At 50.2% G+C, this 17,926-nt stretch carries 14 protein-coding genes and 1 pseudogene; 13 read left to right on the forward strand and 2 right to left on the reverse strand.

Going from position 1 to position 17,926, the window contains the following annotated elements:
- Position 1: 1 nt before the first annotated feature.
- The 5 genes from MMG03_RS11040 to MMG03_RS11060 are packed head-to-tail and all read left to right on the forward strand — an operon-like array spanning position 2 to position 6,746.
- Positions 2-913 carry an ABC transporter ATP-binding protein gene (locus tag MMG03_RS11040; protein WP_073157624.1) on the forward strand — a complete coding sequence of 304 codons (912 nt, stop codon included), beginning with the start codon at positions 2-4 and terminating at the stop codon, positions 911-913.
- Positions 900-1,703 (forward strand): ABC transporter permease, encoded by an 804-nt coding sequence (locus MMG03_RS11045; protein WP_073157621.1) that lies wholly within the window; start codon positions 900-902, stop codon positions 1,701-1,703. The genes MMG03_RS11040 and MMG03_RS11045 overlap by 14 nt, the downstream gene beginning before the upstream one ends.
- A complete protein-coding gene (locus MMG03_RS11050) occupies positions 1,700-3,310 on the forward strand; it encodes a type IV pilus twitching motility protein PilT (RefSeq protein ID WP_083537908.1) in 1,611 nt (536 codons plus the stop codon). The genes MMG03_RS11045 and MMG03_RS11050 overlap by 4 nt, the downstream gene beginning before the upstream one ends.
- Before the next feature lie 12 nt (positions 3,311-3,322).
- Complete coding sequence (locus MMG03_RS11055; protein ID WP_073233242.1) at positions 3,323-4,327, forward strand: ATPase, T2SS/T4P/T4SS family; 1,005 nt, start codon at positions 3,323-3,325, stop codon at positions 4,325-4,327.
- Entirely contained in the window at positions 4,299-6,746 is a 2,448-nt protein-coding gene (locus MMG03_RS11060) for a patatin-like phospholipase family protein (RefSeq protein WP_249506290.1), read from the forward strand. The genes MMG03_RS11055 and MMG03_RS11060 overlap by 29 nt, the downstream gene beginning before the upstream one ends.
- 43 nt (positions 6,747-6,789) lie before the next feature.
- On the opposite strand, the gene MMG03_RS11065 is transcribed toward MMG03_RS11060, so the two are convergent.
- Positions 6,790-8,115 (reverse strand): MATE family efflux transporter, encoded by a 1,326-nt coding sequence (locus tag MMG03_RS11065; protein WP_249506291.1) that lies wholly within the window; start codon positions 8,113-8,115, stop codon positions 6,790-6,792.
- Between the two features lie 75 nt (positions 8,116-8,190).
- Positions 8,191-9,198, reverse strand: a complete 1,008-nt coding sequence (gene mltG / locus MMG03_RS11070) for an endolytic transglycosylase MltG (RefSeq protein WP_249269441.1) — start codon at positions 9,196-9,198, stop codon at positions 8,191-8,193.
- Between the two features lie 95 nt (positions 9,199-9,293).
- On the opposite strand from mltG, the gene MMG03_RS11075 reads away from it, so the two are divergent.
- The 8 genes and pseudogenes from MMG03_RS11075 to MMG03_RS11110 all read left to right on the forward strand — a co-directional run.
- Complete coding sequence (locus tag MMG03_RS11075; RefSeq protein WP_073157933.1) at positions 9,294-9,731, forward strand: hypothetical protein; 438 nt, start codon at positions 9,294-9,296, stop codon at positions 9,729-9,731.
- Between the two features lie 441 nt (positions 9,732-10,172).
- Positions 10,173-13,223, forward strand: a complete 3,051-nt coding sequence (locus tag MMG03_RS11080) for a cellulase family glycosylhydrolase (protein ID WP_176421929.1) — start codon at positions 10,173-10,175, stop codon at positions 13,221-13,223.
- A gap of 70 nt (positions 13,224-13,293) precedes the next feature.
- Complete coding sequence (locus MMG03_RS11085) at positions 13,294-13,995, forward strand: AzlC family ABC transporter permease (RefSeq protein ID WP_088666302.1); 702 nt, start codon at positions 13,294-13,296, stop codon at positions 13,993-13,995.
- A complete protein-coding gene (locus tag MMG03_RS11090) occupies positions 13,992-14,309 on the forward strand; it encodes an AzlD domain-containing protein (protein WP_073157601.1) in 318 nt (105 codons plus the stop codon). The genes MMG03_RS11085 and MMG03_RS11090 overlap by 4 nt, the downstream gene beginning before the upstream one ends.
- A 59-nt stretch (positions 14,310-14,368) precedes the next feature.
- On the forward strand, positions 14,369-15,148 hold the full coding sequence (locus MMG03_RS11095; RefSeq protein WP_249506292.1) for a hypothetical protein: 780 nt from the start codon (positions 14,369-14,371) through the stop codon (positions 15,146-15,148).
- A gap of 86 nt (positions 15,149-15,234) precedes the next feature.
- Positions 15,235-15,720, forward strand: coding sequence for a hypothetical protein (locus tag MMG03_RS11100; protein WP_073157595.1), 486 nt, complete (start codon positions 15,235-15,237; stop codon positions 15,718-15,720).
- Between the two features lie 52 nt (positions 15,721-15,772).
- Positions 15,773-16,915 carry an outer membrane beta-barrel protein gene (locus MMG03_RS11105; protein ID WP_249506293.1) on the forward strand — a complete coding sequence of 381 codons (1,143 nt, stop codon included), beginning with the start codon at positions 15,773-15,775 and terminating at the stop codon, positions 16,913-16,915.
- Between the two features lie 12 nt (positions 16,916-16,927).
- Positions 16,928-17,926 (forward strand): annotated as a pseudogene (locus MMG03_RS11110) (hypothetical protein); the annotation flags it as partial.

Consider the following 17,926-nt stretch of genomic DNA (forward strand, 5'->3'; position numbering starts at 1 on the left):
TATGATAAAAATTGAGAATTTGCACAAGACCTACCGCAGTGGTTTCTTGATGAAACCGAAGCTCGCCCTTAAGGACGTGAGCTTTTCTGTGGAACCGGGTCAAGTTTATGGTTTTATTGGCCCTAACGGTGCCGGAAAGTCTACCACCATCAAGGTACTGACCGGTCTTTTGAATTTTGATTCCGGAACGGTGCTGGTGAACGGTATTAGCCCCCGCGATGTAAAGAGTCGTACCTTTTTGGGCTATTCTCCTGAACAGCCGTATTTTTATGATTACTTGACTGGACGAGAACTTCTGAAGTTCTATGGCAAGCTTGTTGGTCTGGATGGGGTTGAACTGGATAAGCGTATTCAGTGGGCCTTGGAACTTTTGCATGCCGACAAGGACTGGATTGACCGCCGCCTCCGTTCATATTCAAAGGGTATGATGCAGCGCGTAGGAATTGCCCAGGCTATTCTCGGTAAGCCCAAACTTTTGATTCTGGACGAACCTATGAGCGGCCTCGATCCTATGGGCCGTCGTGACGTTCGTGGTGCAATCCAGCAGCTGAACCAGGATGGGGTGACGATTTTCTACTCCAGCCACTTGCTCAGCGATGTGGAAAGTATCAGCCATCGTGTGGCCATGATTGTAGATGGTAAGATTGTTCGTGAAGGTACCGTAGACGAGATTACGGAATCTTGCGGCGTTGAATACCACGTTCGTACCCGTCAGGGTATCCTCCAGTCGGAGTTGCCCGAGGGCGTAACCCCTGCAGGTCATCCTCAGGAATGCATTTGTGCTGATGATGCCGCTCGTGATCGCCTCTTGCGCTACTGCCTAGAAAAGGGAATCGCTGTGGAACGCATGGAACACAAGCGCCCCAGTCTTGAAGATATTTTGACAGAGGAGATTGCCCGTGCAGACGTTTAAGCATATTGGCGTTATTGCCCTCAATACCTTCCGCGAATCCATTCGCGACAAGATTCTTTATAATATCGGTTTCTTGGCTATCGCGCTCACCTTGTTCAGCATTGTGCTTGGTGAATGGTCTGTTTTTGACCGCTCTTACGTGATCAAGTCTACAACCCTTTCTGTTATGAGCCTTTCTGGTCTCCTGATTTCCATTTTTGTGGGTATCAGCCTGGTGCAGAAGGAAATCAAGGGACGTACGGTGTTGACCTTGTTGTCTAAGCCCATTAGTCGAGCCTCCTTTATTGTTGGCAAGTACTTTGGGCTGCTGGCTGTGGTGGCAGTGCATCTGGCTCTCCTGACTTGCATTTATTATCTGATGCTTCTGGCTACCGGGTCTGAGCCGACTTTGAGTCTGCTTACTGCGATCTACCTGATTTTCTGCGAGATGGCTGTGGTCATTGCGGTGGCCTTGTTGTTCAGCAGCTTTAGCAGCACTGTGCTTAGCGCCCTGTTTACCCTGGGTGTCTATTTTGCGGGACACTTGAGCAATCAGCTTTTGGAACAGGTCCGCTTTGCTAGCCGTATGGGCGAGATGAGTGGGGCTTCTACTGCAGTTTTCGAAAAGGCTGCCGTTGTCATTCACGCGGTTTTCCCGGGCCTTTATCGTTATAATGTTACAAGTTACGTGGTTCATGGCGTGGCTCTTCCGGATATGTATGTATTCTGGAATTCTGTGTACGCCGTTGGCTATGTGGGTGTTTTCTTGGCCATCGCTAGCTGGTGGTTTAGCCGGAGGGATTTCCTATGAGAAATCAGTATATGGCAAAGGTCCTCGTTCACAATAAGGTGGTGTCCGAGGCTCAGATTCAGGCCCATTGGGGCGAAATTACAGACAAGAAGGATATTGGCCAGGTATTGGTTGATGCCGGGGTATTACAGCCTCCTGTGTACATCAAACTTTTGGCCTTCGTCAAGAATTTGGAAGCCAAGGCTGCTGCCGAAAATGCTGCTGCGCCTGCTGCGGAAGCTCCCGCATCTTCAACCTCGGCGAAGGTTTCCGCACCGTCTATGCGGACTATGGCTTCGAAGCCTGGTGAATCTTCTGCTTCTGCCTCGGATGATGCCGGTGGTCTTCAGATTGAAGGCAATAATCCTTACGGAGAAACGACTTCTACGACCAATATGGAAGTGGAGACTGTGACGGGGCTTGAGGCTACTAGTATCAGCACGGTGCAGGTTCAGACAGAATATGATGAAAATGCCGAAGATGAGGATGATGGCAAGTTGCCGGCTCGTTTTGCCGTGGCTACTGGAGAGGGTAAGGCTGTTGAAGCTCCCGAGACCATCCGTCCAATGACGAATTTGTCTCAGCTGATTGCGTTCGCCCGAAAGTTTAATGCGACGGATATTTACCTGTTTGCAAACCGTCCCGTTGTGATGCGTCAATCCGGTGGGCTGTTCGTTGCGTCGGAAGCTGTTCTGGATCTGGATCGCATCAACGACCGCCTGAATGAAGCTGTTGTGGGTTTCTCTGACGGTTACAAGATTATTGTCGGCAAGAACTTCAGCAAGACTATTGGTCTTGCGGGTGCTGGTCGAGCCCGCATTACGGTTACCTGGAACGGAACCACGCCTAGCATTTCCATTCGCGTGATTCCCTCGGAAGTTGCAAGCCTTGAGAATTTGTATCTGCCGGCATTCTGTAACCAGTTTGCGGATTTGACAAGCGGTCTTGTCTTGATTGCGGGCCCTGCAGCAAGTGGTCGTTCCACGACCATGACGACTTTTGCGTCGACTATTGCCGCAAACCGTGATGTATACATCCAGACGATTGAAAAGCCCATTGAACGTCTCCTGGAGAATCCTCGTGGTGCCATCGCTCAACGTGAAGTGGGACTCCATGTGCGTTCTGGTATTGAAGGCGTTGAACTCGCCATGGCCAGCGGTGCCGATGTAATTTTATTTGATCACCTGGAAACAGCCGAGGAACTGGACTTGCTGTTGCGTGCCTCTAATTCTGGCGCTCTGGTGTTTGCCGTAACGGATGGCAATAATGTACACGCCCTGCTTTCTCGATTACTGTCTTCTGTTCCCGAAAGCAACCGTACTGCTTTTGCCAATACTCTGGCTGACCAGCTTAAGGGTGTTATCGTTCAGCACTTGATTCCCATCGTCCAGAATCAGGGCTTGATCCTGGCTGCAGAAGCGATGAAGATGACTTCTCCCATGGCCAACTTGTTACGCCGTGGTGATGTGTCTCAGGTGGCTGCGGCAATCTCGAGCCAGAAGGATCAGGGTATTACCTTGGATGATTCCTTGCAGAAGTGCGTTGAATCTGGTTACATTGAAGGTGCAGAAGCTTGGAAACGTGCTTGCGATAGTCGTCGTTTCGCTTCTTATCGTCCGACAAATTAATGGAGGTTTGTGATGGCTACAGAAATTGATTCTCTGTTGGATTACGCTCTGCAGGTCGGAGCTAGTGAAGTGATTGTTACCGAAGGTGCTCCTGCTGCGGTTCGCCTGGCTGGCAAGGTTTGTGCCATTCCCGATGCTCCGGCAACGGAATTTGGAACGCTTAGAAAATTTTTGGGATCTATGGACGGAGAGTCCGGAATGATTCTTGGTGGCCCCTGGTGCAATTCCCGCTGGAGAGTTCGCTACTGCCGTGCCGCTCTCGGGAATACGGCGGTGTTCCGCCCCGTTCTTGAGGATTGCCCGGATTTTTCTGCCCTTGGCGTTCCTGAAATGCTGTCTAGCCTTCTCAGCTTGAGTGGCGGTCTTGTTGTGTTTGGCGGTCCCGCCTGTAGCGGCAAGACAACTACAGCTACCGCTTATGTGTCTGCCTTGTGCCAATCCAAAATTTTGCGTGTTAGCCTTTTGAATCCCAAGGAAGAGCTGAAGGTAAAAAGAGGCGACAGCCTTGTGCTTGAAGACTCCCGAGGTGATGTCCAGAGCAAGATTGCCCAGGCACTTCGTAGCGGCACTGATTTGATTTGGCTTGGGGATTTTGAAGGTATGTCCTTGATTCCTATTCTGAAAGCTGCGGAAGCCGGCGCCCTGGTTGTCCTTAATGTTTCTGCGGGCAATACGGTTGGCGTGCTGGAGGCTCTGCTTTCTTCGGAAACTCCGGAAAATCGCGGGTTGGCTCGTAACATGTTGGCTTCGGTTCTCAAGGCCGTTGTCGTGCAACGTCTTGTTCCTGCCGCAGAAGGTAATGGTGCTGTTCCTGCATGGGAAATTCTTTACGGTACTCAGAACGTGGCATCAAGAATCCGTAATGGCGAACATTATACCCTGCCCTCGATTATTGCGGCCTCTGCCGCTGACGGCATGTTGTTGATGGATGACTGCCTTGTGGAATTAGTAAAAGCCGGTTATGTAACGCAAGAGGAGGCTGCCAAGTATGCGGCTAACCCTGCGCGCATGGCTTAACGCATTCTGCTCTTTAAACGGGGCGGCATTTATTGCCGCCTTTTTGTCGTTGTCCTTTTGGGGTGGAGCGGAAGCTTTCGCTCAGGAAGGCGTGCTACCTTTTGATGAAACACAGGAAATGGCTCTTACGGATTCCTCTTCCGTAGATTCTGTTTCCCGTGGTTCCGCGGTCATGGATTCCGTTGCGACGGATTCGGCTTTGGCGGGCCCGGTTTCGTCTGATTCTGTTTCGTCAGCCTCCATTGTGAATGATTCTTCTGCAGTGGTGACTCCGGCGTTGCCTAAAACGGTCAAGAATGTATTGTATTTAGGAGGTGGAGATCATTCTCCCTGGTATCATCTAGGTGTTCTGTATGCTATAGAAGAATTTGGAATTCCTGTGGATTCTGTCGTGGCTACGTCATGGGGCGCCTGGGTTGGTGCCCTGTGGGCGAAGGGGGTGTCTCCAGATGAAATCCAGAGAATCATGCTGGACTCTACCATCGCTCCTTATGTGGGACGTAATTTGACTGCGGAAACCGCCGGCCTTTCGCAGGAAGGTGGTGACGCTTTTGAATGGGCCTTGTCGGAAGATGGAATTCCTTCGTTGAGAAAAAGATTTTCTGTTTCAAGGACTGATGACGGTCACCTTGTTCAAAATAGAAAGCCCCTTGTGAGAGACTCCGTTCCTTCTGGACGAGCTTTGGCCAAGTTGAGGTTTCAGGAAAGTCTGTATCGACAGCCGATTCAATATGCACGCCCGTTTTCGCTGGTGGGTTGCGATGAGAACGCCACGGCGGAATTTCGTTCGGGTTCTGTTGATGAAATCATAAAGTCCCTGCCGTTGTGGGGGAACGATGGTGATGTTTCTGTTAAGCGGGCTTCCGGTGAACTTTGTCCGTTTTACGCCTTGCCTGCAGAAGATCGGTTAGATGAATTGTCTATTATCGTTGTTGCGGATCCTCTTAGAAATCCCCCTGTCGGAGATGTGCGGAATCGGTTGCTTCGTAAGATGGAATCTGCGCAGCTGTCCAATCAGCCGGGGGTGATAATTCGCTCCCATGCCATTTCTGACACTTCTCGTAATGCCTGGATTCAGGCGGGTTTTTCTGCCGTAGAACAGCGACGTACTTCTCACCCGGCGTTGTCCTCCCGCAAGGTGGATTATGGGAATGGACGTAGACCGGCTGCAAAATCCTGGTTCCGTTTTTCTCCGTCGCTAGACAGTTTACGTTCGTCTATTCATGCAGCTGTGCGGTCTTACTGGAACGAGGCGGATACGGGTTTGGCTGGCCCTCGTAATTTTGCCGGAGCTATTCTGAAAAATCCGGCTTATGACTCGTTGGATTTCTTTATGGGTGCAACGGGGGATCTGTTTGTAGAGACGGTATCGCATCCGACTTTTGATCTTGCTGTGGGCGGTTTTGGTTCGAACGTAGTTGGCCCCCAAGCCTATGCCGAAGGCTCTGTTCGCTATGTTGATCATGTGGAACTGCAATTGACTCTGGCTGGATTCTGGGGTGGAAATTCCTATGGTGTGATGCCTCGTCTTGATATTTCCAAATTGTTGGGACTCGGTTGGGGCGTTTCTCTGGATTTCGCTTTCCTTAGATTGCAACCGCTGCGGTCATATTACAACAGTCTTCCCTGGAATTTAAAAGTCGGCCATGAAGAACGTATGGATCTGAACTTGTCCATGTATTACGAAATAGATTCTCGCCAGAAGATTGCTGCAGAATTTCTTTTTGGAAGCAGGACCTATGAGCTGGACACCTTGCATTATAGAAATGGTGAAGTCGTAACATACCCGGTTTCTCCCATGCTTCATTACTCTTATGAATCGTCTGGTGAATCTGGGTGGTTTGCTGAAGATGGTGCCGGTGTTGATGTGATGGCTGGTATGGAATCTATCGGTTATCGATTTGACATCATGGACCTTGTGCCGATCTATTGGAAGATTCTTGTTGATGGTCGCCTGGTCTATTCGCCTCACCCCAACGTATCGCTGGGTATTGGTGTTGCCGGTGGAATTGAACGCTATCACGAAGATGGTTTCGGCTATGTTTCCCCCAAGTCGTTCGAATGCGGCCCGCTGGATTTGGCTTACCGTCTGCATGCTCAGGCAACCCCTTGGTCGACGGAATGGTATAACCGTGAGTTGTCTTCCCACGAATATGGTATGTTGCGAGCTAATGGTGGAGTCCATGGAAAACATCTAGGTGCCTGGATTTTTGCTGCTTATTACCATGACTTTGAAGACAGCCCCTTGGCAGAACTTGATGTAGATAAGTTTGTGGTTGAACCTGCGGTAAGGTTCGTCTACAAGTCAATGGTCCTGTATATGGGATTGAATAGAATTGTTGACAAGGATTCGTTTAAAGAGTTGAGGAATCTGTCGGATTACAGTTACTTTATCCGTGTCGGCAATTATTCTTTCTAAATGTATGACGTAAAAAAGGGGTCTCGCGAGAGACCCTTTTGCTTTATACAACGCCGAAGTTTTTCCACTTTCCGCCACGCCAGCGGATATAGTTGACAATGGAGCGGTAGCATTCGTCGGCGGCCATGCCTAACCAAATTCCTGCAAGGCCCAGTTCTAAAGTGAAGCCGAGGAATAGTGCGGTTCCCAGGCCGCAAGTCCACATCATGGCGGTGCCTACGATGGCGGGGAACTTGGAGTCTCCTGAAGCACGGAGCGCTGAGGTTATGGTCATGTTGGCTGCCTTGAACGGCTGCAGCAGAACGTCGCACCACAGGCAGATTTTGCCCAGTCTCTGAACCTCGGGGTCGTTGGTGTAGAGGGATAGCAACTCTGTTCCGAAGAGGGCGACGATGATAGCGACGATGAGCCCGCTGGAACAACCTGCAATAAGGCTCTGGTGCAGTCGACGGTTGGCCTTCTGGTAATCGTGGGCTCCTACCAGATGGGCCACCAGAATCTGGTTGCCGCTGCTGAGACCCACGCTAAGGATTACCGCCAACATGGCGAAGTTGGCACTGAAAATTCGTGCGGTCATGGACACGATTCCCAGGTGAACGATAATGGCTGTAAGGACTACCTGGAACATCTGGAAACTGACCGGCTCCACGGCTGCGGGGAAACCGATACGGATCCAATCAGGAAGGATAATACGGGAACGCTTAAAATCGGTACGTCTAATTTTATGGTGAACCTTATAGCGCAAGATGCAGAACAGGATGCCAGAGGAAATCGCCCAGGAAAGCATGGTGGCTAGTGCCACGCCCTTTACGCCCATGCAGGGAAGTCCGAAGTAACCGTTCAGGAATACGACGTTCATGGCCGCATTGGAAATGATGGTGATAATGTTTCCAAGCAAGTTCCAGGTGGTTAGACCATTGGTAGCTATGAGGGCGGTCAGTGTAGTCTGCAGGGACCTGAAGGCGAAACCGAAGGCGACTACGTGAAGGAATTCCTGGGCGTATCCGGCAGCCTCTCCGGAGAGTCCCATCCATCGGACGATGTTTCCTTCTAGGGGGATGATGATGAGCATGAAGGCGATGCCCAGCAGGATGCTCCCTATGAGGACCATGGTCTGGGTGGTGCCAGCCTGACGGGGGCGCTCTGCCCCGAGGAACTGGGAAGCGATACTTGCGCCCGCCTGGGAGAACGCGGTAATGGCCATGAATAACGCTCCTAGCAGGGGACCGAGGGCTCCTACGCCTGCCGCCGCGGTTTCAGAAGTTCTAGAGAGAAACCAACTGTCCATCATGGGCTGGAATGTGGCGATTCCAAATGTGAGGAACAGGGGCCATGATAGGCTGAGCAGGGAGCGGTCTTTGACTTGCATATAACAAACGTAGCAATGGCGTGAGGCCATTGCTAGCGGGTGAAAAGGGAATTGTGTTTACAATTGTGTAGGGACTTATTCGCCTCTGTTTCTTGCGGCGACGTCCTTGTACTTGTTGTGGTCTGCCAGGGTACTGCTGAAGAAGTGTGTCATGGAGCCGTCGTCCTTGGCCACGAAGTAGAGGGCTTCGGTCTTTGCCGGGTTCAGGGCGGCGTAGATGGCCTTGCGTCCGGGGTTGGAGATGGGGCCGGGCATCAGTCCCTTGAACTTGCGGGTGTTGTAGGGGCTGTCGCTGTTCAACTGGCTCTTATAGATGGGACCGGTCAGATTCTTGAAGATGAACCTCACGGTGGGGTCGGCGCCCAGGGGCATGCCGATGCGGAGGCGGTTGTGGAAGACTCCTGCAATAAGGGGGCGTTCTTCGGGAATGCCGGTTTCTTCTTCTACGACGCTGGCCAGGGTAAGAACACGGTGCCAGGTTCCCAGGGTTTTCCACATGGCCTGCGGCTTGCTGAGCATTTCGTCGCGGAGTTTCAGGTTTGCGGCAACCATCTGCTTCAAAATTGTCTCTTCGTTGGCGTCCATGGCGAAGGGATAGGTGTCGGGGAGCAGGTAGCCTTCAAGAGTCTTGGCTTCGAGGCCCAGGCTTTGGGCGAACTTCGGGTCCTGGACCAACTTGTTCCAGCGGTCCTCGTCCAGGTTGGGGAATGCCTTTTTCAGGTATGCGGGAATCTCCCAGCTGGCTCGGCCTTCGGGAATGGTCACTTTTTTTACGGCGTTCTTGCCGCTTTCGATAATGGCCAGGACCTGGGGAAGGGTAAGACCTGCGGGAATTTCGAACCAACCGGCCTTGAGATTGGGCTTCTGCTTGTGGCAGATGATCTTGAATGCCAGTTCATCAGACCAGATTCCGTTCTTCTGCAGAATCTGGAAAATCTTGGTGGGGGAACTGCCCTTGGGCACTTCGATAAGGGTTAAAGTCTTGTTTTGGGCCGTTTCCTGGAGTCTAGAGTTGATGGAATAGGCTCCAAAACCGGCTGCGAGGGCCAAAATTAGGGTAAAACAAAGTAAAATCTTCTTCATACGGCAAAAATTTAAAAGAAATTATGACAAAAGGGAAAAATAAAAGGTATATTCCTATCGCATAATTGAATTTTACCCTGTTTCTGAGGAAGAATATGAAGAAGGTATTGTTGATTGCTCTTGCCCTGATGGTCGGAATGTCTTTCGCCGCAGGTAAGAAGGTGAAGTCCAAGCTTGGCGATGTTGATCTGACCAAGGAAAAGGATGGCGGCGCTGTTGTATGTACCGCTGGCTTCAACGAAGAACTGACCATCGTTAAGGATGGTGATACCGAAGTGCTCGTTAAGGGTTCTTGCGGTCAGGGTTGGGTCGCTAAGTCCAAGATCGAATACGTTGCTCAGGCTGCTGGCGATAAGTCCATGAAGCTCGAAGGCGTGGACGTGGTCGGCTGGCTCGATAACCCGTCTGCAGTGTTCGTGTTGGAAAACGATGACCTTGACTTCGACGGCGTGAACATCGACCGTGACTTCAAGGAATACCTCCAGCACACTATGGACCGCGAACAGACCGAAATGCGCAACAACGAAAACTAATTAAGGGAATTCCAAAAGCCCTTAAAAACGCCTTGCTGTAAAAAGCAGGGCTTTTTTCATTCTGGAGGCGGGGCGCAGACCCGCCCCCAGACTCCCACCCAGCCGTCAGATGATGTAGTCTTGAAAAGGGGAATTCCCAAAGCCCTTAAAAACGCCCTGCTGTAAAAAGCGGGGCTTTTTTCATTCTGGAGGCGGGGCGCAGACCCGCCCCCAGACTCCCACCCAGCCGTCAAATGATGTAGTCTTGAAAAGGGGAATTCCCAAAGCCCTTAAAAACGCCCTGCTGTAAAAAGCGGGGCTTTTTTCATTCTGGAGGCGGGGGTGTATTCCTCCGTATACGTTTTTTTTATTACGTAAACAAAATATGTATTGAGTTTTGTCCTTTGTAAATCTATAATGAGCCGGATCCTTGGGATTGGTGTATTAACAAAGGATGTTCAAATGAAAAAATTATTAGTGTCTCTCTTGGTAATGGCAGCTGCAGCCTTTGCCGGACCCGTAAGCTACTACGGAAAACTTCAGGCAAAAAATGCCGCCCTGTATTCTGCTAATACCGGAGATAAGGTTCAGTTGAAGGGTATGAGCATGTTCTGGGATACCTGGGATGTGGGCTACAACTTCTATAAGAAGAACGTTATTGACGCCCTGGTTCGCGACTGGAAAATTGAAATTATCCGTGTCGCCCATGGTACCGGCACTAATTTGAATAGCAATTGGAAGTCTCTGGACGAAACCGTCATTGACGCTGCCATCAGTAACGATATCTACGTCATTATCGACTACCATTCTCACAACGCTCAGAATGAAGTTGCAGAGGCCAAGGAATTCTTCACCCATATGGCCTCCAAATATGGTAAGTATCCTAACGTCATTTTCGAAGTGTTCAACGAACCCACCGGCGAAAAGATGTGGAACACTATCAAGAATTACGCCAATGAAATCATTCCGGTGATCCGTAAAAATGGTGGAGCTGACAATCTGGTCATTGTGGGTAACAGCCAGTACTCCGCTCATCCCGAAGAAGTTGGCGCAGGTGACATTAACGACAACAACTATGCCGTAACGTTCCATTTCTACGCTACGGAACATGGTGTTTCCGATGGTGCATACAGCGGCTACTCTAACTTCAAGAGCCGTGTCAATACCGCTCTCCAGAATGGTATGACTGTTTTTGTTACTGAATGGGGAACTACCGAAGCTAGCGGCGACGGTACCGTCAGCGAATCCAAGTCCAATGAATGGATGACCTACCTGGATAGCAAGAAGATTTCCTGGTGCAACTGGTCTGTAAGTAACAAGGGCGAAACCTCTTCCGCATTCATGAATCAGGGTAACTACACCAATCCTTCCAACTGGAGCGTAGACGGTTATTCTGCTTCTGGTAAGTATGTCTACAATCAGCTGCAGAACAACTACAAGACTGCCCCGTGGGTAAATGGTTCTACTCCGAATACCTCTTCTTCTACTGCTTCCAGCAGCGCTATGGCCGCAGGCTATACCGACTACATCGATGACTTTGAAGATGGCGACAAGTATGCCTTTACCGGTGGCGTCTGGTATGCCTACGATGACTCCAAGGACGATAACGGTGCCGGCGAATCTACCATCACCAACGATCCTGAAAAGGATGAAGATGGTGTTGACGGTTTCAAGGTTGTGGTGAAGGGTGATGACACTAAGGGCATGCTGGCTCTCAAGGGCATTAAGCTGGTTCAGGGTAAGAATCTGTATGCTCCTTATGTGGCTCTCGGCGTGAAGCTGAACAAGGACGAATCCGATTATGACTTGTCCTCCTGCAAGTCTATCAGCTACCGATACAAGGGTGCCGAACACAATTTCAAGGCTCAGTCCTCCAAGGTTGAAAACTTCAACTACCATAAGATTGCCTTCAAGGCCCAGAGTTCTTGGACAAAGGCCGAAATTTCATGGGAAGATCTGGACCAGGAAAACTGGGGCAAGGCAGAAATGGAAACTCACTTCAGCATTTCTACCGCATTGAACACCATTAACAAGCTGACCTGGGAAGTGAAGGGTATTGAAAACGCTAACAAGACCTATGACGCTCCCACCTACAACTATCTCTACATTGACGACGTCCGTTGCGACGGTCTGGCCATCAAGCCTGTTGCTGGTTCCGGCTCTACCACCGGTAATTCCTCCAGCTCTACTGTTTTGAACAATAGCTCTAGCTCTACCGTCGTTACCAACTCCTCCTCTAGCATTGTCGTTGGCAATTCCTCCTCCAGTACCGTTGTGACCAATTCCTCCTCTAGCACCGTTGTGGCTAATAGCTCCAGCGCCACCGCTGCCGGCTACAAGGTTTCCGGTAACCTGGAACAGACTGTTGCTCCGAACGGTACCTTCGCTACTGTTACTATTACCGGCGTAACTTCCTTCAGCCGCGACTGGGCTCTGTCCTTCCTGACAATTGAAGAAAAGAACGGTACCGTAACCATTTTTGGAACTGTTCCCGAATGGGCATCTTCCAAGTCTGAAACTCTGACCATCAATGGTGAAAAGGTCGTTGTCAAGTTGACCGTTGCTGCTGCGGGTGCCTCTTCCAGCTCTGCTGTCCAGAACGGTTCCTCCAGCTCTGCAACAGCAGGAAGCAGCGCAACTGTTGCTACCCCCGCAGGCGTAGTGGATGACTTCGAAGATGGCGACAACCAGGCTTACACTGGTGGCTACTGGTTCGCTTACAACGATAAGGGCGACAAGGGCGCATCTACCTTCGCTAACGAAGAAGACGCTGAAAATGGTGGCTATGTGGTAATTTTCCCGGCAACCAACGGTTCCACCACTATGGCTGGCCTTAAGGATGTCGTTCTGGATCAGGGTGATAACAAGTATGATCCTTATGTGGCTCTCGGTTTGAACCTGGGCGAAGAAGATGAAGCCTATGATCTTTCCAGCTGCACCGAAATTTCTTACGACTACATCGGTTCCGCTCATAACTTCAAGGCTGTCCTCAAGGGTGATGGCACGGGCGCTCTGACTGATTATGACCGCCATATGGTTGCTATGAAGGCTTCTACTTCCTGGACTACTGCCAAGATCGCCTGGTCTGACCTGGAACAGGATGGCTGGGGTGCTGAAGTGGTTCTGGATAAGTCTCTGGTTTCTGCTTTCCACTGGGAAATCAAGGCTGAAGTTGAACCCAACTACCTCTATGTGGATAACTTCAAGTGCGATGGTCTCAAGATTGTTCCGCCGGCAAGCAGCGATAGCAAGGATCCCAGCTCTTCTGCTTCTACCGTCGCTCTGAATACCGTTGTTGCTAACCCGCTGTCTGTGGCTCTCCATGGCCGTACCCTCCAGATTGGTGGTGCTGACCTTGTGAATGTTGATGTGTTCGATATGCAGGGTCGCCCCATGATGAGTCTCCGCAACGTCAATAGCGATGTTGCCCTGGAAACTCTGGCTGGCGGTAGCTACATCGTACGCGTCCGTGCTGGCTCTGCCAACATGACCAAGCGCATCATGCTGAAGTAATCTTCATTCCCTAAATTTGTTAGACGAAGTGTCCGCTAGAAATAGCGGGCATTTTTGTATATTTGGCCTCATGAAATTTACGAAAGGTGTAAAAGACGGACTTCCCATTGGAATTGGATATTTTGCCGTATCCTTTTCTTTTGGCATTGCCGGGTCCAAATTATTGACTTGGCCTCTGGTCACCTTGATCTCCATGACTAACTTGACTTCTGCAGGGCAGTTTGCCGGTTTGCAGATTATGGCTGATGCGGCAGGCACATTCGTCGAAATGGCTATTGCGACTTTCTTTATCAATCTGCGTTACAGCCTGATGGCCATTTCCCTTTCCCAGAAGGTGGCGCCTAGTTTCGGTACTGGAAAGCGATTGTTCCTGGCCATGGGTATTACCGACGAAATTTATGCCGTTTCCATGGTACAGAAGGAACCGGTCACCCCGATTTACTTTTTGGGCCTGGCCACCTTGCCTTATATAGGTTGGTCCCTGGGAACTTTGTCTGGTGCCATATGTGGCGAAATTTTACCGGCTATTGTGACTAATGCCCTGGGGGTTGCACTGTATGGTATGTTCATTGCCATCGTGGTTCCCCAGATGAAGGCCCATAAGCCGACGATGCTTGCTGTGGCTATCGCGATAGGCTGTAGTCTCGCCTTTAAGTTTGTGCCGGCCCTAAGCGGTGTTACCGTGGGCTTTGCCATTATCATCTGCGCCTTGATCGCTTCCCTGATTTGCGCGGCTCTTTTCCCTGTCAAGGATGAGGAGGCTGAAACATGAACTTGAAGCTATACTTTATGTATCTGGCGGTGATGGCTGTGGTGACGTACCTTTTGCGTGCCGTCCCCTTTGTGCTGCTGAAGTCAAAATTGAAGAGCCCGTTCTGGCGTTCCTTTTTGGCTTATGTGCCTTACACGGTTCTTGCGGCCATGACTGTCCCTGCCATATTCTATTCAACCGATAGCAAACTTTCTGGCGCCTGCGCTCTTGTGGCTGCCGTGGTGGCTTCCTTGTTTGGCGCGGGTCTTGTTGGCGTTGCCGTGGTGGCTTGTGTTACGGTTCTTGGTGTAGACGGCCTTTTATTGTTTTTATAAAGTTTGCGGTACACTTCTAACTTTACCCCATAAATCGAAAATTAACTGTCCGTAAAAAAATGACTTCTGAACAGTGGGAAAAGATTCGCGAAATTTGCGATAAACTATCAAAGGTGACTTACGAGAACCTGACGAAGATTATCCGTCTTGAACAGACGGGAAGTTCGTCTGCCGCCCAGAAGCTGGACGATAGTTTTCAGAACGATGTGGACGCCTGGATGGGTGGCGGCACCTGCTTTAGCATGACTTGGCACCTGTATCAGGTTTTTGTGGATATGGGTTTTAAGCCTCGCCTGGTCATGGGCCATAAACGTAAGGAACGGAATATCCATTGCGCGTTGATTCTGCCCGACAATGCGTCGTCTCCATTGGCTCCTGCAACGGAATATCTTTTTGATCCGGGGTACTTGATTTTTGATCCGCTGCCGATTCCCCAGCCGCCTCCCTTTGGAACGGGAACTGCGTTCTTTCCGCTGGTTCCTAACTGCGTCCGTCTGGACCGTCCTTCTGCCGACGCCATGTCCCTTTGGACTGGGGGTGCGGGCGCTCCCATGAAATTGCGTTTTGACTATCCGGTGGAGGGCGTTTCTGTAGAGGAATTTAAGCAGCACTGGAATGAAAGTTTTTATAGGGAAATGATGACTTATCCGGTGCTGAACCGCCTAGACCGCGAACGGGGCGTGCAGTACTATTACCAGAAGGGAAATCTGGTAACCCGAGATGCCAATGGCTCCCGTATGGAACGGATTGAGGTGCCCGATCGCGTGGAAACTTTGAGCCGGGTGTTCGATCTTAAGCCGGAATTGATTGAAAGGGCTCTGCATATCCTCGAAAAATAAAAGGATGTGAGGGGGATGTTTTTTGAATAGGTCTTTGAGACTTATTATAATTTTCTTATATTCTCGCAAACTCTATAGGAGGAATCATGAAGAAGTTTGCGATTGTTTTGCTGTCCGCCCTGTCTATGGCCCTTGTGGCTTGCGGACCTTCTAAGTTGGAAATTCAGGAAATGGCTGTCCAGAGTGACGTGGTTGTCGAAGTCCGTCAAGTCCTGAACGATTCCATTAGCCTTTTTGTTGGCAATACGCTGTACTTGAACGCCAAGCAGATGGTTTCTGACGAAATGTATCCGCTGCTGGTGAGCATGCGTGATCCCGCTGAACTGGAAAAGCCTACCGCAACAGATATCCTGAATAGCGACGAAGACTTGCTGAACTACCTGCGTAGGGTTTCTCCTCAGATGGTAGCTGTGGGTTTGGTCATTGGCGAAACCGCTGCCAATGAAATCGGCTTCGAGGAATCCGATGTGGTGACCCGATTGACTGCCGTATTCCGGAAGATGGGTGGCGGTACTTTGGTTCTGTTCCACGAAAAGGGTGGCGAACTGACCGACGCCAAGAAAATTTTTTAATAATGATGGGAGTCAACTGGGTACAGTTGACTTTTAATTTTAAGGAGAAGATATGAAGCGACTGATGGCCCTGCTGGGAATTTGTTGTGCTTCCGCCTTTGCCCAGGGAAACTGGGATTCTGCTGATGTTGGATGGGATGATGAGCCCGCCGCTCCTGCAACGGGTGCCGTTGCCGATGGGAATGCTGCTCCCGCTGAAGCGTTGCCTGCGCCTGTGGCGGTTCAGGAGGATGAAATTCCGCCTGTGCCTCCCTCACCTCAGGATCACGGTTTTGTAGAAATTGCGGAACCGGCTGCTCCTAGTCAGGCAGCTCCCGCCCCGGCTCCCTCTGCCGAATCTAAAACTGCGGCCGCTCCTGCCACTGCCGCTCCTGCTGCGGCTCAGCAAGAAGGACTGCAATGGACTTTTACTGGGAATGCAAATGCTGCGGCACCTGCTGCCGTTCCTGCTGCACAGGATGGCGATAGCTTTGTTCCTTTTGGTTCACAACCTGCGGTCAACTCCACTTCGTCTGTTCCCGCAAATGATGACCGCAAGAAATTCTTCGCGGGTGTATTTGCTGCTGGAACCTATAACGATTTCTACGACACAAAGCTTGGATTCGGTTCCCTCGGTAAGAGTGCTTCGGGCTATTCCATCAAGACTTCCGGGGCCGATGATATTCTGGGCAATTTCTGGGGTCTTGGTTATAATGCCGGCCTTAGCGTGCTGTACATGCCCAGTGAATTTGCCGGTGTCCATGTGGAAGTGGGCGGGGCTTATCGTTATGCAAGCAGCGAAGCGGACATATCTGTGATTCTTACTTGGGATGATTCTGATCGACTTCCCGAAAAGTCAGACATGACCATTGAATATTACGTCAAGCAGCTTCGTATCGATGTGCCGGTATTGGCTCGTTTCGCCTTGCCGAATGTGGCTTTCCTGGAAGTGGGCCCCCAGGCGTCTTTCGCCCTTTATTCCAAGAGTAAGACTGTTATCGAAGATGATTTCGGAAAGCAGACTTTCCGCGAACATGACGTGAGCGATGTGTTTGAAATGGATGCAGTCATTGGTGTCGGTTCCACGAAGTACATCGGTACAAAGGCCCTTGACATGAGCTTGCGTTTTGTTATGGGTATCACTGCCTTAAACGATGCTGATGATGCGCCCAAGACTTGGCAGGGACAGTTTAATTTAACCTTCTGGTTCTTGTAATAGGAGGGTGACATGAAGAAGTTTATTAAAAGTTTGCTGAGTGTCGCTGCGATTTTTGCTTGCTCCGAAAGTGCTTTCGCCACATGTTCTGGAACAATTCATTTTCAGAAACCGGCTGAATGGTCTGGCGCAATGGATGTCGTCATTTTGAACAAGACTTTTGCCATTACAGAAGACATGTTCAATTCGGCTACCGGTTTTTATGATATTAAGGTAAATCAAAGCGTGTATTCGAGCCCTGAGGAAAAGTTTGGTATCCAGCATATGGTTAAGGTCAACTCGGGATCTTCTGCTTTTGGCCATACTGAACTGTATTATGTTCTTGCGTCTAAATGGAACGGCTACGAATCTATGTATTCTATGCTTATTCCTAGCCATCTTGATATTCCCTGTCCGACAGATGACGGCGATGTCTATGTGATGGAAAATCCCAAGAAGCCTGGATCTACTTTGATTTCTTCCCAAAAGCCTGATATCAAGTACTTCTATGTCCTTGTACCCGACGATGAAGAGTGGAAGGCTTCCGTTCCCATGTATTCCGGTGATGGTACCTATAAAAACCGCCAGTATCTGAAGGTCGCTCCCGATATGTGCGGCTGGTATTACGCAGTGTGGATGGATGAAGAACTGCCTGAAAATCTGATTTTCTTCAAGGCTGAAGATGAATCTCTTGATGATGCAATTGGTATTGATGGATGGGGCGCTTCTAAGTTGACTCCTATCGCTTCTGCCGCATTGTATGAAGGCTATGGCGTTGACGAACTGTTCTTTATTGCTGATCCGGGCGAATCCCCCGATGGCAAGGTGATTTCCTTGAATGATCCTGAAATTGAGGGTAACTGTACCTATTCCATGGCGGCTGTTCTCTATGATACCGATGCATCTCTCCATGGTTCCTTTACCTGTGATGCCTATCCTGCATATTCTGCCAATGGTTGCTATGTGGCTTCTGCTCCCTATGGTTTCCCGGGTGGCGGTGCTGCAAATACTGTTCCCTGTATCGGTGTGACC

Origin of the sequence: Fibrobacter sp. HC4, from assembly GCF_023373925.1 — a bacterium.
Classification (GTDB): Bacteria; Fibrobacterota; Fibrobacteria; order Fibrobacterales; family Fibrobacteraceae; genus Fibrobacter.